Source organism: Nonomuraea sp. NEAU-A123 (genome assembly GCF_018603905.1).
Lineage (GTDB): Bacteria > Actinomycetota > Actinomycetes > Streptosporangiales > Streptosporangiaceae > Nonomuraea.
Genome location: NZ_JAHFZZ010000017.1, coordinates 175,804 through 202,593, shown reverse-complemented (window position 1 = coordinate 202,593; position 26,790 = coordinate 175,804). Strand labels below are relative to the sequence as shown.

Sequence of the window (26,790 nt, the reverse complement as noted above, 5' to 3'; positions counted from 1 at the left end):
GCAGGTCGGGCTTCGGTGAGTAGCCGGGGGCATCTCAGCCCCCGGCCCTCGCAGAACCGGGCTTAAGCCTCTCGGCTTACCCGGCTCCCATCATCCGGTCGTTCGCGCTCACGGCTTGACCAGTTGCCAGTGGGCGAAGCCTCTGGGATGGAGCGCTGCGGCTCTGCCCAGGGCGTCTCTCGCTCGCATCCATCGGCCGCGATACCGCTTGTATTTCAGCACGATCCACCGGACCAGATAGTCGTTGATCCGGTTGAGACTGGGAACCAACGCGGACGGATAGAACCGTCCGTAGTAGTTGATCCAGCCCCGCACCACGGCGTTGATCTCGTGTGCGAGGTCCTCAGGCTTGATCCGCTGCGTCGGTGCAGCCGCCAGGCGCGAATCCGCGCGCGGATGCGTTTGGCGGCCTCGTCGCTGATGGCCGGGTTGAAGCTGAAGAAGTACCTTCCATGCCTCGTCCGGACCTTCCGCACCCGAAACCCGTACCCCAAAAAGGTGAAGGAGGTGTGTTCGTACGAGCCGCACCTCTTGCCGTCCTTGCAGTACACGATGCGGGTCTTGCCGGGATGCAGCCGCAACCCCCCGCACGCGTCCAATCGCTGCGCGATCGCTTCCCGCACCTGGTGCGCTTCGGCTTCGCTTCGGCAGTGGACCACCACATCATCGCAGTACCGTTCAAAGGCGACGCCCGGGTACTCCCGAGCCATCCACACATCGAACGCGTAGTGCATGAACAGGTTGGCGAGCAACGGTGAGATCGCCGAGCCCTGCGGGCTGCCGCGATCTCGGGCCTCCAGGGTGCCGTCCGGCCGCTGGAGCGGAGCCTTCAACCACCGCTCCACATACAACAGGATCCACCTCTGGCCGGTGTGATGAGCGACCGCTTGGAGGACCAGATCACGATCGAGATTGTCGAAGAATCCTTCAATATCGAGATCGATGACCCAATCCGTTCGCCAGCAGCGCTCCCGGCACGCCCCCACCGCATCCAGCGCGCTCTTGCGGGGCCGATACTCGTAGGAGTCGGGGTGGAAGATCTTCTCCACTTCCGGCTCCAAGGCCATGGCCGCCACCGTCTGCGCGATCCGATCAGCGACGCACGGCACGCCGAGAACCCGGACCCCCTTGCCTGCCGGCTTGGGGATCTCCACCATCCGCACCGGCGGCGGGAAGTAACAGCCCGACGACATCCGATTCCACAGCTTGTACAGGTTGCCCTTGAGGTCCTGTTCGAACTGCTCGATCGACTGGCCATCGACACCCGCCGCACCCTGGTTCGCCTTCACCCTCCGATACGCCTCAAAGACCATGTGCTTGGAAATCTCAAACGACTTCGGCCCGCTCACCTGGCTCCTCCCGGCAATGCCGGTTGACCACCGAACAGACCAGGATGACCCGTCCCCTTGGCTCCACCCGCATTACCGGGCTTCATCGCTACTACGAGACGGTCCGCCCCCGTGCCCCGCGACGGTACTCGGCCTCTTGCGGCGTGGACCGCTTGAGGATCTCCCTCTCGCCGCCACCCTGACGGGTCGGCGACAGTATCGGGGCGACAGGTTCCCACGTTCCATGCAAGAGCCCAGGCCAGGCTCGCGCCGCCTACATGCCGGACGCCATCTGGGCAGTCAGCAGGCTCCCCCCAGACTTGTCCCGGAGCCCAGGTCTTGCCCCGGTTTCGACGCCACCGGAATTTCTTACGACACGTCATCAGCGGTTCGCTCTCGCTCGCCTTCCTGACCCACACCTGACGCGATCTGGCCGCGCCTTTTCCCGCAGCGCTCACCACGAACGGCACTTAACCGACGCAGCCTGCGGTGGTTTGGAACCTCCCCCTGCAGGGCGATCCCAGAGGACCTACCTCCATCTCTTGCACAGCACCGCCTCCGGTGGCGTCAACGGACACGCCTACTTCAGCGCTCGTGGCACACGACCTGCGGAAACGGCCGTCACAGATCAGTTGCGAATCGTGACGCTACGTGTGTGAGCTATGGGTTCGGCGTGTCATCACCTCGCTTCGCCGCGCATGATGCGCTGCCACAGCACTTCCGCATCACCGACCTTCATCCATGGACTGTCGACGACGATCCACGGGGAGACGGACCGGTCATGCCGCCGTACGAATCCCAGCCCGCCGGCCCTGCACTGCTCGAAGACCAGAGGCAGGCACTCGCAGGTGTGAGCCCGGACGCGGACACGATCCGTACGCTGCTGGACGGGTGACCATGCCACCGATGCGGCGTCCGGCCGCGGCGAGGTGGGATGCATGCTGTGAAAATCGCCGAACGCAGCCACAGGCTCACCGTCCCTCATAGCGCACGAGTGCCCCTGTCGGGCTGGCGATGCCCGAAAAGAGCACGGTCGATGAATGGGCGTTGGTGAGCGAGCAACCAGCTCGTACCGCATGGTGCGCCCTCACGGGGGCGGCCCGCCGGAGCGCACGAGCGGAGCCCCACCCGGAGGGGCTCTAGACCTTCGCTCACCAACGCCACATCTCCAAACTAGCAAGCCTGTAAGTCCCTGTCTACTCCGTGAAATTCCATGGAGCTTCACGATCCGGTGTGAAGGGCAGTGAAACGCCCTCCTACTCTCATACCGTGGCCAGCTATGTCGAGCACACGCGCACCTGGGAGTTCGACGAGGACCGTTCCCGCTGGGAACAGATCCTCGAAGTCCTGCTGGAGCGGATCGACACCGGTGAATGGGGACCCAAGTTCAAGATCTCCGAAGTCAAACTCATGGAAGAGTTCGGGGTCTCCCGCCCCACCATACGTAAGGCCATGGAACGCCTCAGGGCCGCAGACAAGATCTACACCGTCCCCAACCTGGGCAGCTTCGTCAACGCCGCCCATGAGGCGTGAAGAACAACGACGCCGACGAGCCCAGAGACAAGCCTCCAGCGGAGTAGCCTCCTGGGACGTGAGTCAGCGGATCGACTACTTCAACGACCCGAACGCGCCTGCCCCTAACAGCCTCGTCCCGTCCGTGAACGTCGTGGTCACCAACGACGCTGGCGAGGTGCTGCTGATCCGACGTTCCGACAACGACAACTGGGCCGTGCCCGGCGGAGCCATCGACCTTGGCGAGTCGATCCCCCAGGCGGCCATTCGGGAGACTCTCGAAGAGACTGGGATCACCTGCGAGATCACTGGGCTGGTCGGCACCTACAGCGATCCTCGCCACGTCATCCACTACACGAGCAACGACGAGGTCCGGCAGGAGTTCTCCATCGTCCTCACGGGCCGGCCGGTCAGCGGTCGGCCGACTCCGAGTACGGAATCTCGGGAAGTGCGTTGGGTGCCCCGAGACGAGCTTCATGGCTACGGCATGCACCGCTCGATGCGACTGAGGATCAGCCACTACCTCCAAGGCGGCAGTCCACACATTGGCTGAAGCAGCCGCAGCCAACAATGTCAAGCATCAACCGCTACGAAGCAGCAGGTCACTAGGCAGTATGACTGCAGCTCAGAGACATGATTGATCAGCCGGATGAGACTTTTCTCTACGGTTTCAAGGCGCGGGCCGCCTGTGGCGGCACGCGCGTGGGCGGTCGCTGGCCGTGCTGCGGCTCTCCGGCCGGTCACAGCCAGTGCCGCCCATGCGCCGAACCATCACGTGATGGAAGCCGCGAGCAAGTCGGAGCAGCCCAGACGCGCCAACTCGGCGGTAAAGGGAACGTGGAGCGATCCGCAATAAGGCCCCGGCTCGCATGCGGAAGACGCGAGCCGAGGTGGATGAGCCATCACCTCTTCTCTCCGTATGCTCAAGGCATGTCATGCCGACCACTGCCCACGGCCAAGTACCCACAGACCAGCCAGCGCGCGTTGAGTCATCCACGACCAGTAGGTACACGAACAACAGTTTGATCCGGCATATCCGATCCGGCATGGCGGAACTTGAGCAACGTGGAATGACATCTTGAGGAAGACGTGAGCGAACCGGAAACCCCATCCCACACCTTGTGCGCGGTGCTCCTAAATCCCCCTACAGGGACTCCTACCAAAACCCCAACCCACAAAAATCTGATCTCAGCACTATCTGTAGTTAGGTGCAATCTACTGGAGGTTGTCAACCTATTGGACGTCCCCTCTAAGGGGTTGGATACGCTAGGTGAAGTCCACATCGGAGCAACAGAAATTATGAGGTCGCGAGAAGCAATCCAGGCCTCGATAGGTCACGCAAATGAACTTCTATTCGCTTGGGGGACCAGCGCCATACGAGGCAAGCATGCGACCGTCTTAGCCGAGCAAATTGCATGGACTTATCGGCTCGCATTCGATAGCGGCATCTGCGAGGTTTGGATGCTCGCCGGTGCTCCGCGCCACCCATCACGATGGCGACAGTACGTAGGCCCACAAAAGATGCGCGTCAAAGGTAACACCTTTGAAGATAGGCTAGCACAAGCACTGATGCGATATCCGCTTTGCTGTGACAGCAAGCTACCCGTGGCCGGCCAGTAGATGTACTCGTGGCGCCGATTGGGCGATTATCCTTACCTCGGGGGCAAAGTGTTACCCATAGTCTGTGGACGCTCAGGGCATAGATCAACAAACCTTCGGTGCATGACTGACAGCAGCGAAGGGTCGAGGAACCGCAAGAGATCGCTCTTGATTCCAACTGGCGATATTCGCGACATCGTGGAGTTGGGCACGCAACTTCAGCACGAGGCATCCGAATATAACATCCATAACGTTTTCGACGACGGTGGATATAAAGAACTTCTCCTTCTTAAAATGTTTGGCCTCCACAAGCTGAACCGAACGGGCGACGATGCCGCCGACGACGATGGAAATCAGTACGAGATAAAGACAGTGGCACGGGTTAGCTCAAGCGGAAAACGGAAGACAAGCCTTTCAGTTACCACAGAGCACACGTTGACGCTTGAGAACCTTCGGCGCTATCGATCGGTGCGACTCTGGATTGTCGCCGTTTTTAATCAATCCCACCCCGAAGCCATTTACGAGGTCACGCCGCAAGCGTTAGAGCGGTATTTCATGGATTGGGAACAGAAACTCATCACGCAAGCGGAAAACCAGGTAAACGGTGGTGCACCATCACACCTGAACAACCCCAAGATTCCACTCAACTTCATTAAACAAAATGGAGTGCGAGTATGGCCTGAAGGAGAATTGCCAATGCCGGACTACGTACAGCAAGGGCTTTACGAAACCGAGGAATTGCCGTAGCCAGAACGCGCACTTATTGCGAGAGGCCCGGCGCCAGACTCTCTAACAGCCGGGCCTGTGGTACGTTGGATTCCTTTCACCTCTATGCGGCCTGCGCGACGCGGTGGTTTCGATAGCCTTGCAGAGACGACCAGCCTTGGAGGGGCTGCTGCGTCACGAGAACCGAATCTGCTGAGCATCAAGAATGTCGAGGGCTCCTAGATTCTCGGGACGTCGCAGCCAATCTCGGTGTTGAATCCAGATCGGCTCAAGAGCCTTCAACGTCTCTGGGCGAATGGGGCCAGAAGCGCCGCGTTCAACCTGATCTCGAGGAAGATCTCCTAAGGCTCGTAGAGCCAACATGGAACCAAAAGCATTAGAAGTCTCTACCGCCTCTAACAAGGCTTGAACATGACCGTGCCGCGCAAGAAGCGACGCAGCGACTGCCGCCTTACGCTCTTCACCAGCAAACAGCCACTGTTGCAGAGACTCAATAACCGTAGAAGGCAACCCCCCGGTCAGGGAAGATGCTGCATGGAGAGCAACGCGGTCGCTATCATCAGAAAGAAACTCCACGAGCCATTCAGGCCGCTTGTTCGCTCCCACCCCTAAGCCCCACACCGCAGCAGCACGAACCTCCTCAGGCCTATTGCTCTCCGGCCTTGCTAAGTCGTAGAGAGCATCAGCTGCTTCGGTGCTAGCCAAATCTGATAGCAGAAAAACACCTTCTATTTGCTGCTCTGGAGCCATGGATACATCGCTCGCGAACGCTCGGAGAAAAGGTACCCACGCGCTTGCGTCAGCAGCCGCCAACACACCTGCAGCTTCGAGCCTTACACGCCAATCCTGATCGTTATGTGCTATATCGCCAAGCAGGGCATCCAAGTCAGCATCTTGACGCATATAGCATGACTTAACGGCAGCATAGCGATCATCATCATTGGGCGCAGTCAGATCTAGCCGCCAATCCCAGGCATCACCGACGCACTCAATGCTAGCGGGAGCTACACTCCCTGCTACAGCAGTGAACGTGCCCTCAAAAGACTCACCCGGAGATAGGTACAGATAAACCTGCGACCATTCCTTCTTCCGCTTATAGGTTCGCCTTCCGCCGTTCAGCTTTTGTACATAGACGTTGCCGCCACTATCGAAAGGTTCAATTGAGGAAAGTTGCCCCGAATAGCTAGGAACCCAAATCGGCCAAGACAGACTGAGTTCCGAGCCAGCAGAAACAGCCTTCCTAGTACTTTTTTTGGCAGTTCCATATGCATCTTGAAGTGCTGCGCGAGTCACATATACTGGTCGACCTATCCGAACATCTTGCTCGGCGATAGCAACGCGAACAAAGCCGAAAATATCTTCATCACGCATACCTCCGGCGTCCCACTCCCGCCCAGCAGTGGCGGAATCCGAGAGTTGAATCTCAAGCTTTGACTTGCCTTTCGCCTCGAAGCGCCGGCCACATCTGATACAAAGCAGATCAGGGATTCGAAGACGCTTAACCTTTATACCCCAGACCTTATTGGCCAGGGCATATCGCTCAAGCTCTATTATGCTATGATCATGCAACTCTAGATCATTCTTGAGAGCAACCGCCCCATAAGCGCCCATTGTTAAATTTCGAGCGAAGACGGCATCTTCCTTAAATCCCATTTGTCTCCTCGGCATGTTCGAATAGCCGAGCAGGTGAAACCTCCAACGCCCTAGCGATGGCAAAAACGTTGTCCAGGCCCACGTTTCGCTGGCCACGCTCTACGCTAGAGATGTACGTTCGGTGGATGCTCGCCAGGTCGGCCAGCTTCTCCTGGGATAGTCCCTTGGCTTCACGAAGCTCTCGTATACGATTGCCGAACGCTACCCGTTGGGGCTGGAATCTCGCCTGTCCCCGCTCGGTCATGCTGATCGAAGCTAGGGCCGATGCAGACGATGAGGCTACAGACTATGAGTAACATCAGAGCCGTGACAGAAGAGCTCAACGTAGGCAGGAGCGATCCTGCCTACATGGCGCACGCCTACCTGACCAAGGTCCCCGTGCCAGCGATCACCCCGTTCATCGAAGCCCACACCGGCCCCGGGGCCGTGGTGCTCGATCCGTTCGCCGGCTCAGGCATGACCGGCGTCGCTGCGGCGATGCTGGGCCGTTCTGCACGGCTCTTCGACATCAGTGTGCTCGGCCAACACATAGGCAGGAACTACGTAAACCTGGTCGATGCCCAACTCTTGGAGAAACAGGCGGGCGAAGTAGTACGGGCGGCCCAAAGAGAACTTGGCAATGTATATGCCGTCAAATGTCTAAGCTGCTCGCGTACAGGAGAGCTTGCCAAAACCGTATGGTCGGTCGTTATACAATGCCCGGCTTGCGAGCAGCCCGTTAATTATTACGAGTCCATGAAGGCAGTTGAATGGAACAAGCCAAAGATGGTTTGCCCTCACTGCCGCAGCTCTATCAGTAGTCGCAATGAACGTGTCAGCGAAATCCCAGTCCTAGACTACGTCGACTGCGAGTGCCGCAGGACTCAAGTGGAGCAGCGTCCGCAGCAAACTTCGGCCGACCTTGAGATCGAACGACTTCCGTATCCTCGAGTCGAGATAACGCCAGACCGCCAAATGTACAAGGCGTCAGCACTTGGCAAGAGCGGCATGACCACGATCGCTTCCTTCTATTCGAATAGGAATCTAGCTGTTCTCACAACTCTACGAGAGCAAATACGCGCAGTATCCGATGAGGCTATACGAAGCAAGTTGCTCTTCGCGTTCACTGCATGCCTGACGCGCGCCTCCAAGAGATATCAATGGCATCCGAAGCGTCCACTCAACGCCGCAAACGCGAATTACTATATCGCTCCTGTGTTCTACGAGTGGAACGTCTATAATCTCTTCCTTCGCAAGGTAACTGCTGTAGTTCGTTCGGACGAATGGATAAAGTCGGCCCGCCATCCATATTCTACTCCCGATTCCCCTGCGCCTGACGTGACTTATGAAATAAGTAGCGCAGAGGCAATACCGCTTCCTGACCAAAGTATCGACTATGTGTTCACGGACCCCCCGTTCGGATCGAACCTATTCTATGCCGACATGGCTCTCTTTCAGGAAGCCTGGCTTGACGGCTTCTCTGATGTAGAAAAGGAAGCAGTCGTTGACCGTAGCCGGGGAAGCAACAGATCAGCGACGCGGTATGAGGAACTGCTAACCTCAGCCCTTTCCGAATGTCGAAGAGTGCTAAAGCCCGGTGGCAGCATAAGCATGGTTTTTGGCAACTCTTCGGGACGTATGTGGGCGCTTGTGCAACGAGCAATCCGCGGCGCTAAGCTAGCTATCGTTCCGGAATCCCTTACCATCCTGAACAAGGGTCAGCGCTCTGTTAAAGGCTTGGCGTCTGGTTTCGAGCACATCGCCACACTAGACTTGATCATCACAATGCGCTCATCTGATGCAACCCCTCCAGACCTATCTCACATTCCCGCAGGGGAAATTGTGAGGGAAGTGCGTAGGCTAGCAGAAGACAGTCGCGGGACTACACCTAGCCATCTATATTTGGAGATCCTACGAGCGGCGATTCGCAAGAATTGGACAGTCGAAGAGCTCGACCTAAGCGTTATCAATAATACTCTGGTCGAAGACGGGTGGACAATCGAGTCAAAAAGCGGACGACTCTGCCGCAAGGACGAGTCGGAGCAGCAAGTTTCAGAAAGCGCCCCTCTCGCCGATGAAGCAACCGTCGAGGAGGCCTATGCCGATCCGCTCTTCGAGTAGCGCGCCGGTCGCGGCTTTGGCTGTATCTTATCCCTGGTAATCATGCTCTTCTGAGCTGACTCCGGATTGCTGAGGCCGTGACGATCGCCGACTTCGGACCCCGCCGTTCGGGGCCGGGGCGATCGCCGCCAAGTCCTTCCTTCGTCAGGACCCGGCATCGAGTAAGCATGGCTGAGGTAGCAGTCCAGTTGCACGAAGGTTCCAGTCGCCGATCTCGCCCAAGCGCATGCGGGATGCCGACGACGCGTGAACACTGGCACTGGCCAGTACGTAGCGCCCGTCAGAAACGCACGCGCACCTGCGGCTCCAAGGCCAAACGCTATGTCCACAGGGCGTACGACCAAGACTCTCTGTCCGGGCTTGATCGTCCCTGCCATGGCGGGATGAGGACCTTCGCCTCATAGCGCGAGCAACGACCGTTCTTTCGCCGTTCGAGCTGGCGACGCGGCTTCCGTAGCTAGCGGCGCTCGGGGCCGCTGTATTCAGTCACATGCGCCTGGCATGATCGCCCTATGACCAAACGTGGGCTATTACAGGAGTTCCGGGCTATCACGTCGATCAAACGGCCCGCGCAGCGTGGTTACGCCCTCGAACGGTTTATGGTCGATCTGTTCCGCGCTCATCACTTTCAAACTACGCCGAACGCTGGAGCTGCCAAGCCTCGACAGGTGGATCTCTTCGCGACACGGGACGCGGAGAGCTACCTGATCGAAACAAAGTGGCGAAGCGACAAGTTGGACATCAGTGATATCGATGGGCTGCGGTCGCGGCTACGCCGAGTACCTGCGTATGTAGCCGGGCTCCTGGTCAGCGTTGAGGGATTCTCTGAGTCCGTGATCGCAGACGTGGTGGCGAACGCCGCCCAACCAGTCATTCTTCTGTCCGGTGGCGAACTTGAGCGAATCCTGCTCGATCGCGAGTCGCTACTGCGGCTCCTGCATCGGAAGAAAGATGCCCTGCTTACCCATGGTGAGGTGCTGCTGGACGCGCCGCTCGTGCAACCCAAGCCGGCGAGGCGCAAGAAGTCGCCCACGGCGCTGCCCGCGTCACCTGCGGAGTTCGTATGGCCTGACGGTCATCGCACCCGCGTGCTGGACTGTCGTGGTGGGTTCGGGCAGTTCGTGTTCACCCAGGAGATCCCGGACATCGACTGGGTGCCGGCTGCCGGCGTCGGCGTAACACTTGATCTGTACCCGGAGATCTTCAGTGAGCAGGCAGTCCTAAATTTGATCGATACGCTCGCGAGCCTCGGATGGGCGACCGGGCAAGCGCGCTGGAGCATCCAGCAGTCCTCCCAGAACTGGCACGGCCTTGGCACAGACGAGTTCACCGCAGTGCTCCCTCGGTGGGCAGAGCGAGCCGCGTCCGAGGATTCTCACCATTCTGAGGAGCTCTGCTACACCGATGTGTGCGACGGCGGGTTCTATACCCTCACGGCTAAACTCGCCGCTCACAAGTCGCGGCTCGCGTCGATAGTCAATCTGTCGTTTCAGCTACAAGGTATCCCGCTGGACCTAGCCCCGCTGATGCAACTGTGTAAGGCCATCGGACTTCATGAGGCGGTGTACTTCCGGCCATTGGAAGGCCGATCGATCACCCATTCCCGGAGATTCTCTACGGGAACGCAGATCGATATCAGGAAAGTGGCCTACATCGTTCAGCCCGATGTGTTCGACCTAGACTTCGATCTTGACGACGAAGATGCAGAGCCAATCGCCAACATGCGAGTGCGGGAGTGGGTTACTGGAATTGTCATCGAGAACCCACTCTGCGGCGATCCTGAGCTTGCGCGTTCAGAGGTGGAACTGGAACTGCGACCGCTCGAATCCAGTGAACTCGTAATCTGTAACCTCACCCATCACCACCCACTCGACTATGAGCCGGTGATCTACCGCGCCAACCGAGTGGAGTGCGCGAGCTCCACAAGCGCACAGCTGTACACACTGAGCTGTGACTGGGAGCCAGTCGAGCCGCGGAGTCGAGTCCGCGATCTCATTCCGGGCGAGCCACGAGACTCTGGACGTCACCGGCCTCGTCCCACTGCTGGCCTGTAAGGTAGCCCGGTGCCGCGTCGTGGAGCAGTTCGTAGGACAGCGGAAAGGTGAGCCCCAGCCAGTTCCAGTCGAGGATCAGAGGTCGCCCGTAGAGCGTCGAGGTCCTGGTCGGAGAACGACTCGGGCATGGAGATTCCCATGCCGCTCAACAGAGCTCTGCGCTGGGCGTGCGGATCAGCGGCACCAGGAGAGGGCGGTGGCCGTCAGGGTGGCCCGGTGCTCGGGCCACAGTGGGCCCAGCACGAGCACCGGTGCCCTGCCGGGGTAGCGCAGGAGCTCCCGCAGGCCTGCGACCACCCGCTCACCCAGCGAGTCCGGAGCAAGGTAGAACTGAGACTCGTTCAGCCACACCACGGTGCGGGGACCGATCTCGGACAGCACTTCGGCTGCCGCGTTGGGTCTGTTCGGGTCGATGGGATGCCATAAGCGCCATCCGCTGTCGCGCAACCTCTGGACGGCCTCCCAACAGGCGCGGGTCTTGCCGGTCGATGATCCGCCCACCAGTACCGCCAGAGAATGAATATCCATCCATTGAGTTTCTGAGAAGGGCTACCGCACGTGACTTCCTGCGGCGGGCATGAGAGTGCCGGAGTTGGTAGAGATCTCGTAATTCGGCGCACATGGTTACGGCCGTTTGTCACAATCTGAATCACCACGATCTGATCACGAAGAACGGCCGTAGGGCGTCATTGTGCTGCACCGGGTCATCGGTAACCAAGCTCGTCTCCTTGTCCTGCTTTTTCCGCACCTGGACGACCAGGCGTTCGTATCTTGTCGGGCCGTACGCTGAATGACAGCTGCGGTACTAGGTCAACACCGTCAAGATCAACCGATAGTCGTTGGCACGCATCTCAGCCGGGCACCAGATAGCCGCTGGCAAGCGGCACTGCCCTCAGCCGTAGGACCGTGATCACGGGTGTCCGAGATAATCTTGGATGCGTTTCCCCAGATCACTCACAGGTCATGGGTCACCCTCGCGACCGGGACTCCCCTTCAGGAAGAACACGTACAAGCCGCCACCTCCTCTTGAGATCGGCCTGGTTTAGACGCTGCGGAACAGCGATGGTGGATACACAGAGGTGACGAGACCGGAGCAAGAGTCCTTCGACGGGCCGTTTCGTGGCTAGGCGCAGCAGCCTTCGAGCGAACGCGCCGACCTTGACCAGGAGATCGTGTGGACAGCACGGTGTGGGTTGCGATCTTGACGGGCGGGACGGCGATCCTAGCGGGATGGGTGACCAGCCTGGGGAACGCTCCCGCAGCACGAATCCAGGCCGAAGCGTCCGCTAAGGCTCAACATCATGCTCAGATTCGTGAAGCACGTCGGACGACCTACCTCGAGTTCTTGGAGCAGGCCCACATCACGGGCGAGCTCTACTACAGGCTCGGCGACGTCTACATGCAACTGACGGAGCAGGACGAGCAGTTGGAGAAGATTCAGGACTTACGTACTGCCCTGCGGGATGCTTATGATCCGCTGGCACGATGCGCCAGGGTGGTTCTCCTCGAAGGACCCGAAGCAGTCGCTGCGAAGGCAGAAGCCGTCAAACATGCGGCCACGGACGCCAACGGAGCGCTGTGGTACATCGCGCAAGGCGCCCCTGAAGCACGTTCACGCTTCGACAACGCGCACCAGGTGTTCCGTGACCGGCTGCAGAGCTTCATCGAAACGGCCCGAGCGACGATCGGCTCCCCGTAACAGGTTGCTCTGCGAATACCAAAGGGGGCGTAGTGGCGTTCACTGGCCTCACTGGACGCTTCGGAGGTGAGACACGAACATAAGCTGGCCTCGCCCGAGAGGATCAGCGCCCACATGCGTTCCGCTACCTGGCGGCGCCACGGGCCGGCGTATGTCTCACCAGGAGACAATGCCTGGTCCGTGCGGCGGATCCGATAGTTGCCACCGCAGGCCAGGAACTCGTAAACGACCGCGTCGCATGAGCAGGTGTAGTCGAGGACCCGGCAGCGGGACGACTTATCCGCCGTCCACTCCAGGAGGGTCTTCGGGTCGTCTGCCCGGTGGGGTGGGTGTGGGGAGAGTCCAGGGCAGGGCCATGTCTTCGTCTCCAGACCTGCGGGTGGAGCCGGGGCGTCAGCCGCGCGCTTCTCGTTGGCCATGGCCTCAGCGCGGCCCATCCGGCGCTCCAGACCCTTGGTTGATCTTCAGTGCGGCCCAGACGATCTTCCCGCCCGTGCTCGGCCATCGATAACCCCAGCATGCGGCTGTCTTGTCGACCACCTGCAGCCCTCGTCCGCCCTCTTCCGACGCGTTGGGGTGGCTGATTCTCGGCGGCTTACGACTGGGATCCCACACCTCTATGACCACGTCATGGACCGTCCGATGGAGGCCGATCCACACGTGTCGATCACACCAGGCGAACATCCCGATTTCTTCTCCATGGGAATGTTCGCTTGGCTCGACGGCTTTTATGCCGTTTGTCACGAGCTCGCTGATGATGAGCTGGGCGTCGGCAACCAGCTCTTCGCAACCCCACCCCTTCAGCACACGCACGACATGTCTACGCGCAATCGACACAGATACCGGAAAGGCGGGTAGCTCTATGCAGGTGTGTCGATTCGCCATTTCCTTCGCCGCTCCGTCCATATCGTGCTCCCGGAGACGGTCGCGTTGATCCACACCCGCTTGGGTCGGCGACGGCCACATCTCCCGCTCATGGCCTGCGCCCCCTTTCTCTTGCCGATCAAGATCCGGATGTACGGGCCGGACGACCTCTCCACGAGCTGAGCCGTGCGCGTCCATCTCGTCGACCACCTCCACGGGCCTGGAAATCCGTTCACCGCACGCGACGAAAGCTCCGTCTTTCGCTGTTGCTTGGAACCCAAGCATGAGCAATATTGGCGGCCGATAGAGCCTCCACTTCACGAAACTGGATGACAAAAGAAGACGCAAAGCCTGTATTATCTGTCGCATATCCGTCGTTCTATTGCTGCGGCCCTGGCCATGAACGGCAGAGCGTGATGATCGGAGGGCAGGGTGGATACCGGCAACAGCGATCAGATGTCACCGCGGGCGCGCTTCGCCTCCAATCTGGAGCACTACCGGAAGAAGGCGAAGCTTTCCCAAATATCGCTAAGCGCCCGTATGCGATGCCATACCTCCCTCATTAGCCACGTCGAACGAGGGCGCCGGACGCCGACACTGGAGTTCGCCGAAGCGGCCGATCAGGCTCTCGGGCTTGACGGGCATTTTGCAAAGCTATATAGGCAAATCGCCCATTCACCCGCCCTCGGTTGGTTTGCACGCTGGGTGGAGGAGATAGAGCCACAGGCGGTCATCCTTCAGTCGTGGGATCCACTCCTGGTGCCAGGGCTACTCCAGACCCCGGAGTACGCGCGAGCGCTCTTCTCCACAACGTCTCCTCCCGACCGAGTGGAGGAACGGGTTCAAGCGCGAACGCGACGCATACAGATCTTCGAAGGTCCGACGCCTCCGACGTTCCTCGCCCTGGTCGACGAGAGCGTGCTCGATCGCCCCATCGGAGGGCCGGCAGTCCTCCTGAACCAGCTCCATTACCTGCACGAACTGACGCAGCACCCGCGAATCACCATCCAATTGGTGCCAGTCGCAGCAGGCTGCGTGGTTGGCATGGTGAGTGCATTCGCCCTGGCACGTCTTCGTGACGGGACCGAAGTGGTGTCGGCGGACTCGATCCTGTCTGGCCATGTCACTGGGGATCATGGTGCAGTAGCACAAATCAAGGTGAGATATGACACCATCAGAGCGGACGCTCACTCACAATCAGTGTCACAACGGGCAATAGGGGATGCGATAAGAAAATGGTCGAAGTGAACCTGGAGCAAGCGGAGTGGCGTAAGGCGACCGCCAGCGGCGATACCGGCCAGTGCGTCGAAGTGGCAACCAATCTCCCGAACGTCGTCGCCGTACGTGACAGCAAGAACCCAACCGGGCCTGCATTGATCTTCACGCGCGATGAGTGGACGGCGTTCCTGCACGGAGCGACCCACGGCGAGTTCGACGTCTGATCGCCGGGAAGCCCTCGCGCGCTATCGCAAAGACTTCCCGCATCGCCGTACGACACTTAACGAGAACTCCATGTTCGGGGTCGGGCGCCGCAGCAGCGGGTACAGCGGCATTGTGGCGGCGGTCCTCTTCTCGCCCACGGCGGTTCTGGTACTGCCCGCGGTCACCGTCCTGGCGATCATCGTGCAGGTCGGGTATGGCAGCGGTGGCCTCAGGCACGCTCGCCCTGCGGTGTGAACCAAGGCTCCGAACCACGGTCAGTCGCTGCCTCCGATGATGAGGCACGTGGTGGTGGCGTGGGCGACCAGTTTCCCCTGATCGTCCAGGACCTTTCCTTCTGCCGTGGCGGTACGGCGGCCAGCGTGGATGACGTTCCCCTCGGCGGTGAGCGTTTGACCCCCGGTGTGGGCTGCCCGGATGTAGTTGACCTTGAGTTCGAGGGTCGTGTAGCCGACGCCCGCGGGGAGGGTGGTGTGCACCGCGCATCCCATGACGGAGTCCAGGAGGGTGGCCGCGATGCCGCCGTGGACGGTACCGAGGGGGTTGGCGAAGTCGGGTCGGGTGTCAAGCGAGATGACGATGCGGCCGTGCTCCACTTCGTCGAACCGCATGCCGAGCAGCCTGCCGATCGAAGGGATGTCGGTTTCGGTCGGCCGCACGGACTGTACCCAGCGCATCATTTCGAGGCCCGACAGAGCGGTGAAGTCGGTCGTGGACACGGATTGCTCCTTGCGGTGGTGCTGATAGAGCCGTCGGGTGACGGTCAGTCCTGGAGGCGTTCCATACGGGCAGGCGCCTGCTTGTGCCAGGTGGGGGTGGTGCCGGGCAACTCGTCGGCCGTGGGGCGGATACGGTGTCAGCCCATGAGGCTGGTCGTGTCGCGCAGCGCGGCCAGGACAGGTGCGTACATGCGGGTTCTGATCGTGGCGAGTGTGTCGCCCGCCTTGGCCGCCTGTGCCCGGGCAAGCTCAACGGCGGTCGTCCGTACGGCGTTCTCGTCGACGGCGTGGTCGACGATGCCGGCGGCCACGGCTTCATGGCCGCCGTAGCGGCGGGCGGTGAGCATGGCCTCGTGGGCGGTCTGCGGCGTCAGACGGGATTGGATGAGAGCGGACATGCCGGGTGTGAAGGGAATGTTGATACTGGCCTCGGGCAGGCACCAGAAGCCGCGGTCGGCGCGCATCACACGGAAGTCGTGGGCCAGCGAGAACATGGCGGCGGCCGCGAAGGTGTGCCCCTGCAGCGCCGCCACGGTGGCCACCGGCAGGGACAGCAGCCGCGCGAAGAGCGCGTGCACCGAAATCACGTAATCCTGGTGCTGGTCCGGATGGGCGAAGTACCAGTCCAGGTCGAGCCCGGTGGAGTAGAACTTTCCCGTCGCGGCGGTCACCAGGGCGCGAGGCCCGTCCGCCTTCTCCACCTCGTCCAGGGCGGCATCGACGGCGGCTATCCAGTCGGGGTGGAATCGGTTCTCGCCGTCGCCGAGGTCGAGGATGAAGACGTCGTCCTGGCGGTCGAGTACGGGCATGGCGCGGCTCCCTCGGGCTGAGCGGTCGCGGACGGGTGCCGTGACCGGAGTTGGGCGGTCACGGGCGGGTGCCGTGACCGAGGTCAGGGTCGGGCCGGTCCCGCAGGGCGTGGACCAGCAGGTCGTGGATCTCGGCGGCGGCGTCGTCCAGAGGTGCGGTGCCGCGTTCGGCTCGGCACATGACCACGGCGCCCTCAACTGCGGCGATGACGAAGGCGGCCAGCCTCCTGCTCCGCCCCTCGGGCAGGCCGTTGTGGAGGAACAGGCCGGTCAGTGCCTCCCTCCAGCGGGCGAAGACCTCGGCGGCGGAGCGGGCGAGTTGCGGGGCGTCGTCGTTGGTCTCCACGGCCACCGCCACGATCGGGCAGCCGGCCCGGAAGTCGCTCTCCACCAGCCGGTCCCGCCACAGGGCGAAGAACGTGTCGAGGGCCTCCAGCACGTTGTCGGCCCGCGTCGCGGCGTCGATGAGGCCCGCGACATAGTCGCCGGCCAGCGTCACCGCTTCGTCGATCAACTGGGCGCGTCCGCCTGGGAAGTGGTGGTAGACCGACCCGCGCGGGGCGCCGCTGTGCGCGAGGACGCGGTCGATGCTCGTCGCGCCGGCGCCGTACTCGCGCAGCAGGGTGGCAGCGCTGAGGACCATCCGCTCCCGGCTGTCGCTCCTACGGGGACTCACACCGCCACCGACCTTCATTCGACGCTACTCGTGGGTAACTTATGCCATATGTCATAGAACATGCAAGAAGGAGCCGGACGGGGTAGCGGCGCCGCCCACGACCGCCTTTCCGCCGCGCGACGGAAGGCATGGCAGGACAGAAAGCGGCGCTGTCGGGCTCGCCGGCGGTCTCTTTCGGTCAAGAGAACCGGAAGCTCGGAACCCCGACGGCGTGAATCGTTTTAACACCACGTGCATAAGAGGGTGGGGGTGCGAGACATGGCGGCGCTTGACGCCTGAGCCTCTCGCGCAGGGAAGCGAGGCTCGTCGGGCCCAGTTAGAGCAGGAAGCCGCCCACACCGACATTTTATAGTTTCCTCACGACATTGCTTTTGCGCGCGGCGCGGCCTAGTGTCGGCCCCAACGGCACCCGCAGGATGCGTTAAATCGATGCAACCATGAAGAGGAACGCATGTCACTTGACGACCTCACCCGCCTGGTCACCGACCCGCCCATCGAGTTCCGGCCTGAGGTGCGATGGTGGCTGGCCGAGGGCCTGCACACCGACGAGACGCTGTTGCGCGAGGTCGACACCGCGCACCGGCTCGGGTTCGGCGGGATGGAGTTCCTCGCCATGGACGAGGCCGGCATCGACCATGCCCGTTACGGCTGGGGCTCGGAGGAGTGGACGCACGACTCCCACGTGGTGGTGGAGGAGACGACCAGGCGGAACATGGCGGTGAGCTTCACCTCCGGTACGAACTGGGCGAACGCGAACCTGCCCACCATCACGCCCGATCACCCGGCTGCGGCGCAGGAGCTCGACGTGGTGACCGAGGACCTCGGGCCCGCCGGCTCGCGCAGCGGCCTGCTCCCGCGCGTGGACCTCGACGCCGAGGCGCCCGTGACTCAGCTTCCCGGTCATCGCGGCAAGGTGACCGAGCAGCATCTGGTGGCCGTCGTGGCCGCGCGGGTGTTGGAAGCCACCACGCTCGACCTTCAATCCGTCGTCGACCTCACCGACCAGGTACGGGACGAGACGCTGGAGTGGCGCGCCCCGGACGACGGCCCGTGGCGGCTGTTCGTCTTGTGGATGCACGGCACCGGGCAGACCGCCTCGCCCTCGGCCTCGGTCAACTACACCGTCAACTACCTGGACCGGGACGGCGTCGAGGCGGTCATTGACTACTGGAACTCGGTCGTGCTCACCCCCGAGCTGCGCGAGCAGATCAGCCGCAACCCGCGGGTGCAGATGTACATGGACTCCCTGGAGCTGTCGACCTACGGCGCCGGCGGCCTGTTCTGGGGGCGTACCTTCGCCGAGGAGTTCCGTGCCCGCCGCGGCTACGACATCACGGTCTGGCTGCCCTTCCTGCTGCGCAGTGTGCCGTTCATGGCGGTCAGTACGACCTATCACTACGACGTACGCGAGGAGCATCGCGTCACCGTCGAGAAGGTGCGCTTCGACTACGTGCGCACGCTCACCGACCTCTACATCGAGAACATGCTGCGCCCGTTCGCCACGTTCCTGCACGACAACGGGATCGGGCTACGCTCCGAGATCAGCTACGGGCTGCCGTTCGAGCTCACCCGGCCCGGGCCAGAGGTCGACGGCATCGAGACCGAGTCACTGGAGTTCGGTGCGCAGATCGACGCCTACCGGTTGATGGCCGGGCCCGCCCATCTGTTCGGCAAGCAGTACTCCTCCGAGACCGGTGCGACCACCCGCAACCACATCCTCGACCACCGCTTCTACGACCAGATCATCGCCACCCAGCTGGCGGCCGGGATCACCAAGACGGTGCTGCACGGCTGGGCGAGCACCGCCGGCGCCGAGGGTGTCACCCAGTGGCCGGGGCATGAGGGCATGTGGTCCAGGTTCTCCGAGCGGTTCGACACCCGGCAGCCCGCGGCCGAGTTCTATCCCCTGTGGAACAAGGCGATCGGCCGATTCCAGGCCGTCCTGCGTCAGGGCAGGCCACGGATCGACGTCGGGATCCTGCGTACCGACCACTTCACCGACAACACCTGCGGCGTGGCCCTGACGGACTCGGAGGGCCGTCGCATCCCGGACGAGGACGCCTACGGGCGCATGTGGATGCGCGACCGCCAGAACCACTGGTGGCAGGACCTGGGCATGCAGGACGCCGGATGGACGTATGAGTTCTTCGACGGATCGCTGCTGCTGCGCGAGGAGGTGTCGTTCACCGGCGGGCTCGTCCAGCCCGACGGCCCTGGCTACCAGGCGCTCATCGTCTACCAGGAGACGTTGGACGCGGACGTGGCGGCCGAGCTTCTGCAGTGGGCGCGCCAGGGTCTGAAGCTTGTCATCGTCAACGGCGCCCGCGAACTCAAGTGGCTCGTCGCCGGCCAGCACACCACCCATCACCAGGCGGCGGCCCGCACCCCGGGCCTGGATGGCCGCGATGAGGAACTCGCCCAGACGATGGCGCAGCTGCGCGTGCTCCCGACCGTCGCCGAGGTGCCCGATCCCGCCCATAGCCTCCAGGCGTTGCGCGACCTCGGCCTCTCCGGACGCGCCGAGTTCACCACCAGCAACGACACCGTCCTGAGCCATCTGCGCGAGGACGGTGACCTGCTGCACCTGTACCTGTACCACTTCCTCTACGAGACCGGCGAGCCGACCACCGTCGAGGTCGCTCTCCCGGGTACCGCGGCCGTACACCGGATCGACGCCTGGACCGGCGACATCCGGCCCCATCACGGCGTACGGCACGAGGCGGGCCGGACGATCGTCACCGTGGCCCTGGCCCCCGGTCAGACAGCGCTGCTCACCCTCGACCGCGCGGCGCCGCAGCCGACGGGCACCGATCCTGTCACGGCCAAGCCGTTGCGGGAGATCCCCCAGTGGACGATCGCGGTCGAGAGTTGGGACGCCGGCGACCTGGAAGTGATCTCCGAGGACCGCGGGCTCGGCTATGAGACCCGCGAGGAGCGCCCCACCACGGCCATCACCCGCCTCGACGCCGGTCACGGCCCCCTGCGGCCATGGAAAGACCTCCCCGAGGTGGGGCCCGAGGTCAGCGGCATCGGCGAGTACACCACCACGTTCACTCTCGATCAGGCCCCGGCCGCAGGAACCAGGTACCTGCTCGACCTCGGATCGACGGCCGGCGCCTTGGGCTGTGTCCAGGTCAACCAGGGCGCGGTCAAGGGCTTCGACACGTCCTGCCCGCAGGTGGACGTCACCGGCGACCTGCAGTCGGGCCAGAACCGGGTGACGGTCCGGGTTTCCAGCTCACTGAACAACCGGCTGCTCGCCCGTGGCTACTACGACGCCATCCCTGACGTGATCGCGTCCTTCACCGGCGGCAACGAGACGCAGAAGACGACAGTGCACGGCCACGGGCTGCTCGGACCGGTACGGCTGCTGCTCGAAGCGACGACAAGCTGAGCCATCCGCGCGGGCGACCATGTGCCTGACCGGTCGCCCGCGCCTGAACCGCCAGCACATAGGCTTTCGCCGAGTACGAACTATGCAACGCCATAGGGGAGGCACATCGTGGCGCGCGTACAACGCTACGAGCTGGGCGATCCAGACATCGACCTGTCACCCGCCATCCCGCCGGACCCTCTCGACCTGCGTGTCTCCTTGGCCTCGATCATCCACGAGGCCGACAGTCTCACCAGGCGGCTGACCGTCATGGCCGCTGTCGACTTCCCCGTGAACGACGTGTCGATGTTCCTCGTCGTCAACCAGCTCAGTTATCGAGGGGCGATGCGCCCCAGCGAACTGGCGGAGGCCCTGGGCACAGGACGGGCGAACCTCTCCAAGATCGCCCACCGCCTGGACGAGGCGGGCCTCATCGTACGGGTGCGCGAGCCCTCCGACGAACGCGGCGTACTGCTCGCGCTGACTCCCCGAGGCCGGGAGATCGGAGAGCGGATCATGACGCACGGCCAGCAGTACGTCGACACGATGCTCACCGACTGGAGCGAGGAGGACGTGACCACGCTCAAACATCTCCTCTCCCGCCTGGCCCGCGACGCCATGCGGATGCAGCAGGCGCCACGAAAGCGCATCGAGCCGAACACGTGCTGAACCATCTCCCATACTCACGGGCGGTCGTCAGCCCGCGGCGGCCGTGAGCGCTCCAAGAGCGCTGGCCTGCGTCCGCCAGTCGGTCTGGTTGGGGCTGGTGCCGGCCCAGCGTTGACCGAGGGCGTTGAGGGAGCTGCGGTCCTGCGCCCACAGCGTGTCCGCCTGCTTCTGGATGTAGCCCTGGTAGACGCTGGAACCGGTGGCCTTCGCGAGGTCGGCGAAGTGCCGCATGAAGATGCCCTTGAACTGCTTCTGGTTGTCGTCGCATGACGCCGAGCCGATGTCGCAGGACTCGGTGAGCACTCCGTCCCGGGTCAGCGCCGGGCGGCTGATGGCGGCGTCGGCCAGGGCCCGCGCGGTGGTCAGCAGCGAGCTGTCCCCGGTCGTCTTCCACAGTTCGGTGAAGCCGCCGATGGCCAGTCCTTGGTTGTAACTCCACACGGTGCTGCCGTTGTTGGCGCAGGAGGAGTTCAGTCCGTCGTTCACCAGTCCCGAGGAGTTGATCATCCCACTGGACCTGTACCAGTCGGCGGCCGTCTTCGCCCGCTGGAGCCATCCGGTGTCGCCGGGGATGCGCTGGTGGAGCGCCGTGGTCAGCCAGAGGTGCTGCCCGTTCGTCACGGCGTTCTTGTAGGTGCGTTCCCGATCCCACCACACGCCGCCTCCGCAGGTGCCGGGGTCCCAGTACTGCTGGACGTAGTTGGCGATGATGACAGCCTCATTGAGGTAGCGGGCGTCGCCGGTGTAGTCGTACGCGTCGATCCAGGCGATGGCCCACCAGGCCGAGTCGTCGATGGAACGGCTGATGAAGTGACCCTCGAGCGCGTCCGAGCTGCGCACTCCGGCGGCGAAGACGCCCTTGTTCTGCTCGAAGGTGCGCGCCAGGATCCAGTCGTAGTCGTGCGTGCCGGTGGTCCTGGCGAAGCCGATGAGGGAGCTGAGGGTGGCGGCGGAGTTCCACCAGCTGCTGGGCCACCAGCCGTTGTACGGGTCGTAGGAGTACATGAGCGCGTCTGCCGCGGCGCGCGCCCTCGTCGGCGCGGGCCTGACCCAGGCGGTGCAGCTGCCCTCCTGGTGGGAGGCCTCCCGGCCGCAGGCGCGAACCGCGCCGCCGTAGAGGAGGCCGCGCGGATCGCGGGTGGCGTACATGGCGGTACGGGTGCTGGTGGCTCCGGACGGGGTGCTGGTACGGCCGAGCGATGAGCCGTCCGGCCAGGTCGAACCGCCGTCCCAGGAGCGGTCGAGCCAGATCTCGTCGCCGCTGCCGCCGGATTCGATGCTCGCCCAGGCCATGGAGTTCTTCTGGTCCATGTGCAGCCGGATCGTGCGGCCGTAGAGGGTCTTGGTCGGCACCGGCTGGTCGTCCCCGGCCGCCTGACCGGCGTTGGTGCCGTCGCAGAGCGTGTCGCAGACAGTGGGGTAGACCCAGTCCGTACAGCCGACGGCGGCGGCGTCGCCGCAGGCCCGGACCAGGCCGCGTCGGTGGTTGCGAGGATCGGTGATGTTGTACATCAGCGTCCTGGTGCCGGTCCAGGTTCCCGGGATGCTCGCCTTGCCCAGCAGTCCCTCCCAGGTGGCACCGCGGTCCCAGGAGCGGTCCAGCCACACCGAGTCGCCCGTCACGCCGTCGTCGATGCTGGCCCACGCCATGTCGTCCGCGTCGGAGACGTGCAGTGCGAGGCGGCGGCCGTTGAGGTTCTTGGCCGGTACCGGAAAGCTCTCCTGCCGAGCCAGCGAGGGGTCCCGCGTGTCACAGGCCAGTACGCACACCGGGGTGGCGGCGGCCGCGGGCGTCGCGGCCGGGACCAGTGCCGCACACGCGAGAGCGGCCGTCAGCAAGAAGGTGAGGAGTGATCTGACAACGTTGTCGGCGCTGCGTGAAGACACCGGAGCTCGCCTCGATTTCACGGTGGGGGATGCCGCCACGCGGGCGGGAATCGGGCACTTGTCCATCTGTTTTCGACCGCAGTGAAACCGGGTTGGCAGGGCTTGTCAATAGTTTCGGAAGGAACGTTTTAAGAGCGGTCCGCGGTGGCGGCGACGGGTTGACACGCTGTTTTCACACGTCCATCATTCGGTGGGAACTTATCTTGTAACAAACTTTCCGATTGACTGTCGGGGTTTCATGATCGTTTATTAAAACGATCAAATGGCCCCCGGTCCCAGGAGGTTTCCGTGCGTCGGCACCACTTACCCAGCCTCGCTTTGCTCGCCGCTCTGCTGACAGCAAGTCCGGTGCCGTCCGCCGCCGCGGCGGCCTCGACCGGCTCGGCGGCCGTTGACCCCCTGAGCTACTCGCCGACCTCCCGCACCCTCAAGCCGACTGCCGTGTACTCCACATCCGGCAGCGTCGCGAACCCGCAGAACGTCCTCAGCGGACTACCTACGCGGATCTCCGGCGCGCAGTCGGCCATCACCCTCGACTTCGGCAAAGAAGTCGCCGGCCTGACAACGTTGTCTTTCGGCGACACCAGCAGCGGCCAACGGGTCGGCCTCGCCTTCAGCGAGTCGTCCCTGTACGTGGGCACCAACAGCGACCGGAGCAGCGGCCGCGACAGCGAGGACGGAGCGCTCCACGCCACGGCCTCCACCAACGGCACCTACACCATGCCCACCGCGCAACAGCGGGGCGGCTTCCGCTATCTCACCGTCTTCCTCGACACCTCGGGCTGGGTGGACCTCAAGGGCGTCAGCCTCGCCTTCACCGCGGCTCCGGGAAAGGCCAACCCGGCCGACTACGCCAACTACTTCCACTCCAACGACGACCTGCTCAACCGCATCTGGTACGCCGGGGCGTACACAGTGCAGCTCAACACGATCGCCTCCAACCAGGGCCGCGCCTGGCCCCCACCGGCCACGCAGTGGGACAACGGCGCCACCGTCGGCGTGGGCGACTCCGTCCTGGTCGACGGGGCCAAGCGGGACCGGACGGTGTGGCCCGGCGACCTGGGCATCGCCGTACCCACGCAGTACGCCTACTCGGGTGACCTCACCTCGACGCGCAACGCGCTCAGCACGATGTACGGCGTGCAGTCCGCCGAGGGGGAGATCCCCTGGTCCGGACCGCCGTTCAACCTCACCGGGTCGGACACCTACCACCTGTGGACACTCCTTGGCACGGCGACGTACTACACGTACTCGGCCGACCGGGCCTGGCTGGACTCCCAATGGGCCAACTACAAGCGGGGAATGGCCTTCATCATCGCCAAGATCGGCGGCACCGGTCTCCTCAACGTGACCCGCACCCAGGACTGGGCCCGCGTCGGCCAGGGCGGCGAGAACATCTCCGCCAACGCGCTGCTGTACGCCACGCTCAAGGGCGGCGCCACCCTGGCCTCGGTCAAGGGTGAGAGCGCGCTCGCCACGAACTGGGCCAACAGGGCGACCGCCCTCAAGAGCGCGGCCAACTCCCGACTGTGGGACGTCTCGCAGGGCCTGTACAGGGACAACCCGACCAGCGGCCTGTACCCGCAGGACGGCAACTCGCTCGCGGTCTGGTACGGGCTCACCGACTCCACCGCGAAGTCGCGGACCATCGTCAGCCGACTCGCGACCCGTTGGGGCATCTACGGCCCCACCACCCCCGAGTGGGGCGGCAACGTCTCGCCCTTCGCCGGCGGGATGGAGCTGAACGCCCACTTCGCCGCCAACGACGACCACACCGGCCTAGCGCAGATCCGCCGTACCTGGGGCCACATGCTCAACAGCGACATCGGCACCAAGAGCACCTTCTGGGAGGGCATCAGGGCCGACGGCGGCCACGCCTACGGGGGTTCGTTCATGAGCCTGGCCCATGGCTGGTCCACCGCGCCCACCTCCACGCTCACCTTCGACGTGCTCGGCACCGCACCGGAGTCGGCGACCGGCGCGTACCGCTTCGTTCCGCACCCCGGCGACCTGACCAGCACCGAGGGCCGCATCACCCTGCCCCAGGGTGCCGTCAACGCCTCTTGGTCCCGCGTCCCCGCCGCCGGCACGTACACGGCGCACCTCACCAGCCCGGCCGGCACCACCGGCCGTATCGGCGTCCCGAAGTTCGGCGGCGGCAACATCTCGGTGTCCGTGAACGGCAACGTCGTCTGGAGCAACGGGACCTTCACCCCCACCCCGGGAGTCACCGGCGCGAGCCAGGACGACACCTACGTCTACCTCACCGGCGTCGCTCCGGGCAGCTACACCGTGAACGCCACCGGACTGGGCAATCCTCAAGCGCCCGCCGAGCCGGGTACGGGCGCCCTGCGCGCGGGCTACACCCGGTGCGCGGGCGAGGGCGGCACGTGCTCCTTCAGCGGTACCCGTTCGGTGGCCTACGGGGCAAGGGCCTACACGTACAAGACGGCGACCGGCAGCACTGCCTGCACCAACGCCTCCTTCGGTGGCGACCCGGCGTCGAATCTGGTCAAATCCTGCTACGTCGCCGACGCGGGCGGCCCGCCCGGATACACCGTCTGCGCAGCCGAGGGCGGCACCTGCGCCGTGCCCGGCTACAACCGTGACGTCGCCTACGGCGCCAACGGCAACTTCGCGCACCAGGTCACCAAGGGCTCCGTCCCCTGCACCAACGCCCACTTCGGCGATCCCATCGACGGAGTCGCCAAGTCCTGCTATCTGCCGCCCGACGGAGGGCCGCCCGGCGGCTGGACCAAGTGCGCGTCCCAGAACGGCACTTGCCCGGCCGCCGCGGGACAGCCGGTGATGTACGGCGCCTTCGGCGCGTTCACCACGATCACCGCCACCGGCGACACCCCGTGTACCGACGCCACGTTCGGCGACCCGATTCCCGGCGAGTCGAAGGGCTGCTACACCGCCACCGGCGGCCCGGCCGGCTACGCCACGGCCTGCTCGGACGAGAACGGGACATGCGCCTTCGGCGGACAGCAGACCGTCGCCTACGGCGCACGGGGCAGCTTCGTGTACAAGTCGTTCACCGGCGGCACCGGCTGTACGACGGCGGCGTTCGGCACCGATCCGCTGCCAGGCGTACGGAAGGGCTGCTTCCTCACCTCCTGAGGAGCGCAGGGTCCGGACCCTAGGTGGTGGTCAGGCGACGGACCGCCTCCACGACGGTGGCCCGTTGGGCGGCGGCGTCCGCGTACGTGGGCTTGGCCAGCGCGCCGTACCTGCTCGGCCAGGCCTGCACGTGCCGCGTGTGGACGGAGGCGGCCCTGGAGCGCGGCGACTCGGTGGCCGCGACCGCCCGTGACCTGAACGCGCTCGCGCCCCTCGTCGAAGCATGGGGGACGCCGTCCTGCCGATCGAACTGGACGTCACCGACCGCGACGCCGCGTTCGACAGGGCAAGGAACAGCAGGCCACACGCGGCGATCGTCGCGCCGTAGATGGATGTGGCCAGGGCGCTGTCGTTGTAGCGGCTGAGGAGTTTGGTCGGGAACGGCAGGGCCGCGATCACCGCGAGCAGCGCCAGATCGATCTGGATGGTCCGGCGGTCCAGGACCTCGACCATGCTGAGCAGGCGATGGTTGGAGATCCAGAGCACGGCGATGCGGATGAGGGCCACCCGCGCTCACCCCGTCTGTCGTCGCTTGTACGGCACTCAACAGCGTGAGTTC

Annotated in this window: 24 protein-coding genes; 12 read left to right on the top strand and 12 right to left on the bottom strand. The window is 63.6% G+C overall.

Features of this window, described 5'->3' with window-relative positions; genetic code table 11:
- Positions 1-108: 108 nt before the first annotated feature.
- The 3 genes from KLK06_RS63265 to KLK06_RS41250 all read right to left on the bottom strand — a co-directional run bounded on the left by KLK06_RS63265 (position 109) and on the right by KLK06_RS41250 (position 2,268).
- Positions 109-315 (bottom strand): group II intron maturase-specific domain-containing protein, encoded by a 207-nt coding sequence (locus KLK06_RS63265; RefSeq protein ID WP_374197181.1) that lies wholly within the window; start codon positions 313-315, stop codon positions 109-111.
- A complete protein-coding gene (gene ltrA, locus KLK06_RS41255) occupies positions 216-1,349 on the bottom strand; it encodes a group II intron reverse transcriptase/maturase (protein WP_214641127.1) in 1,134 nt (377 codons plus the stop codon). The genes KLK06_RS63265 and ltrA overlap by 100 nt, the downstream gene beginning before the upstream one ends.
- A gap of 658 nt (positions 1,350-2,007) precedes the next feature.
- Positions 2,008-2,268: a hypothetical protein gene (locus KLK06_RS41250; RefSeq protein WP_214641126.1), complete on the bottom strand. Its 261-nt coding sequence runs from the start codon at positions 2,266-2,268 to the stop codon at positions 2,008-2,010.
- 329 nt (positions 2,269-2,597) lie between these two features.
- On the opposite strand from KLK06_RS41250, the gene KLK06_RS41245 reads away from it, so the two are divergent.
- The 4 genes from KLK06_RS41245 (at position 2,598) to KLK06_RS41230 (ending at position 5,186) form a co-directional block, all read left to right on the top strand.
- Positions 2,598-2,861 carry a winged helix-turn-helix domain-containing protein gene (locus KLK06_RS41245; RefSeq protein ID WP_214641125.1) on the top strand — a complete coding sequence of 88 codons (264 nt, stop codon included), beginning with the start codon at positions 2,598-2,600 and terminating at the stop codon, positions 2,859-2,861.
- A 58-nt stretch (positions 2,862-2,919) separates the two neighbouring features.
- On the top strand, positions 2,920-3,393 hold the full coding sequence (locus KLK06_RS41240; protein WP_214641124.1) for an NUDIX hydrolase: 474 nt from the start codon (positions 2,920-2,922) through the stop codon (positions 3,391-3,393).
- 536 nt (positions 3,394-3,929) lie between these two features.
- The gene (locus KLK06_RS63260; protein ID WP_214641123.1) at positions 3,930-4,460 is read left to right on the top strand and encodes a DUF1643 domain-containing protein; all 531 of its coding nucleotides are present in this window, start codon (positions 3,930-3,932) and stop codon (positions 4,458-4,460) included.
- Positions 4,461-4,562: 102 nt separating this feature from the next.
- Positions 4,563-5,186 (top strand): hypothetical protein, encoded by a 624-nt coding sequence (locus tag KLK06_RS41230; RefSeq protein WP_214641122.1) that lies wholly within the window; start codon positions 4,563-4,565, stop codon positions 5,184-5,186.
- Positions 5,187-5,339: 153 nt separating this feature from the next.
- On the opposite strand, the gene KLK06_RS41225 is transcribed toward KLK06_RS41230, so the two are convergent.
- Both KLK06_RS41225 and KLK06_RS41220 read right to left on the bottom strand, forming a co-directional pair.
- Entirely contained in the window at positions 5,340-6,818 is a 1,479-nt protein-coding gene (locus KLK06_RS41225) for a HEAT repeat domain-containing protein (protein WP_214641121.1), read from the bottom strand.
- On the bottom strand, positions 6,808-7,062 hold the full coding sequence (locus KLK06_RS41220) for a helix-turn-helix domain-containing protein (RefSeq protein ID WP_214641120.1): 255 nt from the start codon (positions 7,060-7,062) through the stop codon (positions 6,808-6,810). Before KLK06_RS41220 ends, KLK06_RS41225 begins: the two co-directional genes overlap by 11 nt.
- A gap of 62 nt (positions 7,063-7,124) precedes the next feature.
- Between KLK06_RS41220 and KLK06_RS61925 the strand changes: the two genes are divergently transcribed.
- Both KLK06_RS61925 and KLK06_RS41210 read left to right on the top strand, forming a co-directional pair.
- Complete coding sequence (locus KLK06_RS61925) at positions 7,125-8,918, top strand: DNA methyltransferase (RefSeq protein WP_374197180.1); 1,794 nt, start codon at positions 7,125-7,127, stop codon at positions 8,916-8,918.
- A 512-nt stretch (positions 8,919-9,430) separates the two neighbouring features.
- Complete coding sequence (locus tag KLK06_RS41210) at positions 9,431-10,972, top strand: restriction endonuclease (RefSeq protein ID WP_214641118.1); 1,542 nt, start codon at positions 9,431-9,433, stop codon at positions 10,970-10,972.
- Between the two features lie 174 nt (positions 10,973-11,146).
- Here the strand turns inward: KLK06_RS41210 and KLK06_RS41205 are convergent, their stop codons facing one another.
- On the bottom strand, positions 11,147-11,500 hold the full coding sequence (locus tag KLK06_RS41205; RefSeq protein ID WP_214641117.1) for a hypothetical protein: 354 nt from the start codon (positions 11,498-11,500) through the stop codon (positions 11,147-11,149).
- A 646-nt stretch (positions 11,501-12,146) separates the two neighbouring features.
- Between KLK06_RS41205 and KLK06_RS41200 the strand changes: the two genes are divergently transcribed.
- A complete protein-coding gene (locus tag KLK06_RS41200; RefSeq protein ID WP_214641116.1) occupies positions 12,147-12,671 on the top strand; it encodes a hypothetical protein in 525 nt (174 codons plus the stop codon).
- 423 nt (positions 12,672-13,094) lie between these two features.
- Here the strand turns inward: KLK06_RS41200 and KLK06_RS41195 are convergent, their stop codons facing one another.
- Positions 13,095-13,751 carry an ATP-binding protein gene (locus KLK06_RS41195; RefSeq protein ID WP_214641115.1) on the bottom strand — a complete coding sequence of 219 codons (657 nt, stop codon included), beginning with the start codon at positions 13,749-13,751 and terminating at the stop codon, positions 13,095-13,097.
- Between the two features lie 240 nt (positions 13,752-13,991).
- On the opposite strand from KLK06_RS41195, the gene KLK06_RS63255 reads away from it, so the two are divergent.
- Positions 13,992-14,783, top strand: a complete 792-nt coding sequence (locus KLK06_RS63255) for a Scr1 family TA system antitoxin-like transcriptional regulator (protein ID WP_374197185.1) — start codon at positions 13,992-13,994, stop codon at positions 14,781-14,783.
- Positions 14,771-14,977 (top strand): DUF397 domain-containing protein, encoded by a 207-nt coding sequence (locus tag KLK06_RS41185; RefSeq protein WP_250906790.1) that lies wholly within the window; start codon positions 14,771-14,773, stop codon positions 14,975-14,977. Before KLK06_RS63255 ends, KLK06_RS41185 begins: the two co-directional genes overlap by 13 nt.
- A gap of 255 nt (positions 14,978-15,232) precedes the next feature.
- On the opposite strand, the gene KLK06_RS41180 is transcribed toward KLK06_RS41185, so the two are convergent.
- The 3 genes from KLK06_RS41180 to KLK06_RS41170 all read right to left on the bottom strand — a co-directional run bounded on the left by KLK06_RS41180 (position 15,233) and on the right by KLK06_RS41170 (position 17,179).
- Positions 15,233-15,694, bottom strand: coding sequence for a PaaI family thioesterase (locus tag KLK06_RS41180; protein WP_308168688.1), 462 nt, complete (start codon positions 15,692-15,694; stop codon positions 15,233-15,235).
- 137 nt (positions 15,695-15,831) lie between these two features.
- The gene (locus tag KLK06_RS41175; RefSeq protein WP_214641113.1) at positions 15,832-16,503 is read right to left on the bottom strand and encodes an enoyl-CoA hydratase-related protein; all 672 of its coding nucleotides are present in this window, start codon (positions 16,501-16,503) and stop codon (positions 15,832-15,834) included.
- 58 nt (positions 16,504-16,561) lie between these two features.
- A complete protein-coding gene (locus tag KLK06_RS41170) occupies positions 16,562-17,179 on the bottom strand; it encodes a TetR/AcrR family transcriptional regulator (RefSeq protein WP_308168687.1) in 618 nt (205 codons plus the stop codon).
- A 451-nt stretch (positions 17,180-17,630) separates the two neighbouring features.
- Here KLK06_RS41170 and KLK06_RS41165 point away from each other — a divergent pair, with 451 nt between their 5' ends.
- On the top strand, positions 17,631-20,573 hold the full coding sequence (locus KLK06_RS41165) for a glycosyl hydrolase (RefSeq protein WP_214641111.1): 2,943 nt from the start codon (positions 17,631-17,633) through the stop codon (positions 20,571-20,573).
- A gap of 108 nt (positions 20,574-20,681) precedes the next feature.
- Positions 20,682-21,221: a MarR family transcriptional regulator gene (locus tag KLK06_RS60540; RefSeq protein ID WP_214641110.1), complete on the top strand. Its 540-nt coding sequence runs from the start codon at positions 20,682-20,684 to the stop codon at positions 21,219-21,221.
- 27 nt (positions 21,222-21,248) lie between these two features.
- Here the strand turns inward: KLK06_RS60540 and KLK06_RS62655 are convergent, their stop codons facing one another.
- On the bottom strand, positions 21,249-23,108 hold the full coding sequence (locus KLK06_RS62655) for a glycoside hydrolase family 76 protein (RefSeq protein ID WP_214641109.1): 1,860 nt from the start codon (positions 23,106-23,108) through the stop codon (positions 21,249-21,251).
- A gap of 288 nt (positions 23,109-23,396) precedes the next feature.
- Between KLK06_RS62655 and KLK06_RS41150 the strand changes: the two genes are divergently transcribed.
- A complete protein-coding gene (locus tag KLK06_RS41150) occupies positions 23,397-26,231 on the top strand; it encodes a hypothetical protein (RefSeq protein ID WP_214641108.1) in 2,835 nt (944 codons plus the stop codon).
- A 19-nt stretch (positions 26,232-26,250) separates the two neighbouring features.
- Here the strand turns inward: KLK06_RS41150 and KLK06_RS41145 are convergent, their stop codons facing one another.
- Positions 26,251-26,538, bottom strand: a complete 288-nt coding sequence (locus tag KLK06_RS41145) for a hypothetical protein (RefSeq protein ID WP_214641107.1) — start codon at positions 26,536-26,538, stop codon at positions 26,251-26,253.
- Positions 26,539-26,790 lie beyond the last annotated feature (252 nt).

Coding starts and splice junctions, on each gene's coding strand:
- KLK06_RS41250 (WP_214641126.1), bottom strand. CDS start 2,268: ATGCATCCCACCTCGCCGCGGCCGGACGCCGCATCGGTGGCATGGTCA.
- KLK06_RS41230 (WP_214641122.1), top strand. CDS start 4,563: ATGACTGACAGCAGCGAAGGGTCGAGGAACCGCAAGAGATCGCTCTTG.
- KLK06_RS41225 (WP_214641121.1), bottom strand. CDS start 6,818: ATGGGATTTAAGGAAGATGCCGTCTTCGCTCGAAATTTAACAATGGGC.
- KLK06_RS41220 (WP_214641120.1), bottom strand. CDS start 7,062: ATGACCGAGCGGGGACAGGCGAGATTCCAGCCCCAACGGGTAGCGTTC.
- KLK06_RS41210 (WP_214641118.1), top strand. CDS start 9,431: ATGACCAAACGTGGGCTATTACAGGAGTTCCGGGCTATCACGTCGATC.
- KLK06_RS41205 (WP_214641117.1), bottom strand. CDS start 11,500: ATGGATATTCATTCTCTGGCGGTACTGGTGGGCGGATCATCGACCGGC.
- KLK06_RS63255 (WP_374197185.1), top strand. CDS start 13,992: ATGTCACCGCGGGCGCGCTTCGCCTCCAATCTGGAGCACTACCGGAAG.
- KLK06_RS41185 (WP_250906790.1), top strand. CDS start 14,771: ATGGTCGAAGTGAACCTGGAGCAAGCGGAGTGGCGTAAGGCGACCGCC.
- KLK06_RS41175 (WP_214641113.1), bottom strand. CDS start 16,503: ATGCCCGTACTCGACCGCCAGGACGACGTCTTCATCCTCGACCTCGGC.
- KLK06_RS41165 (WP_214641111.1), top strand. CDS start 17,631: ATGTCACTTGACGACCTCACCCGCCTGGTCACCGACCCGCCCATCGAG.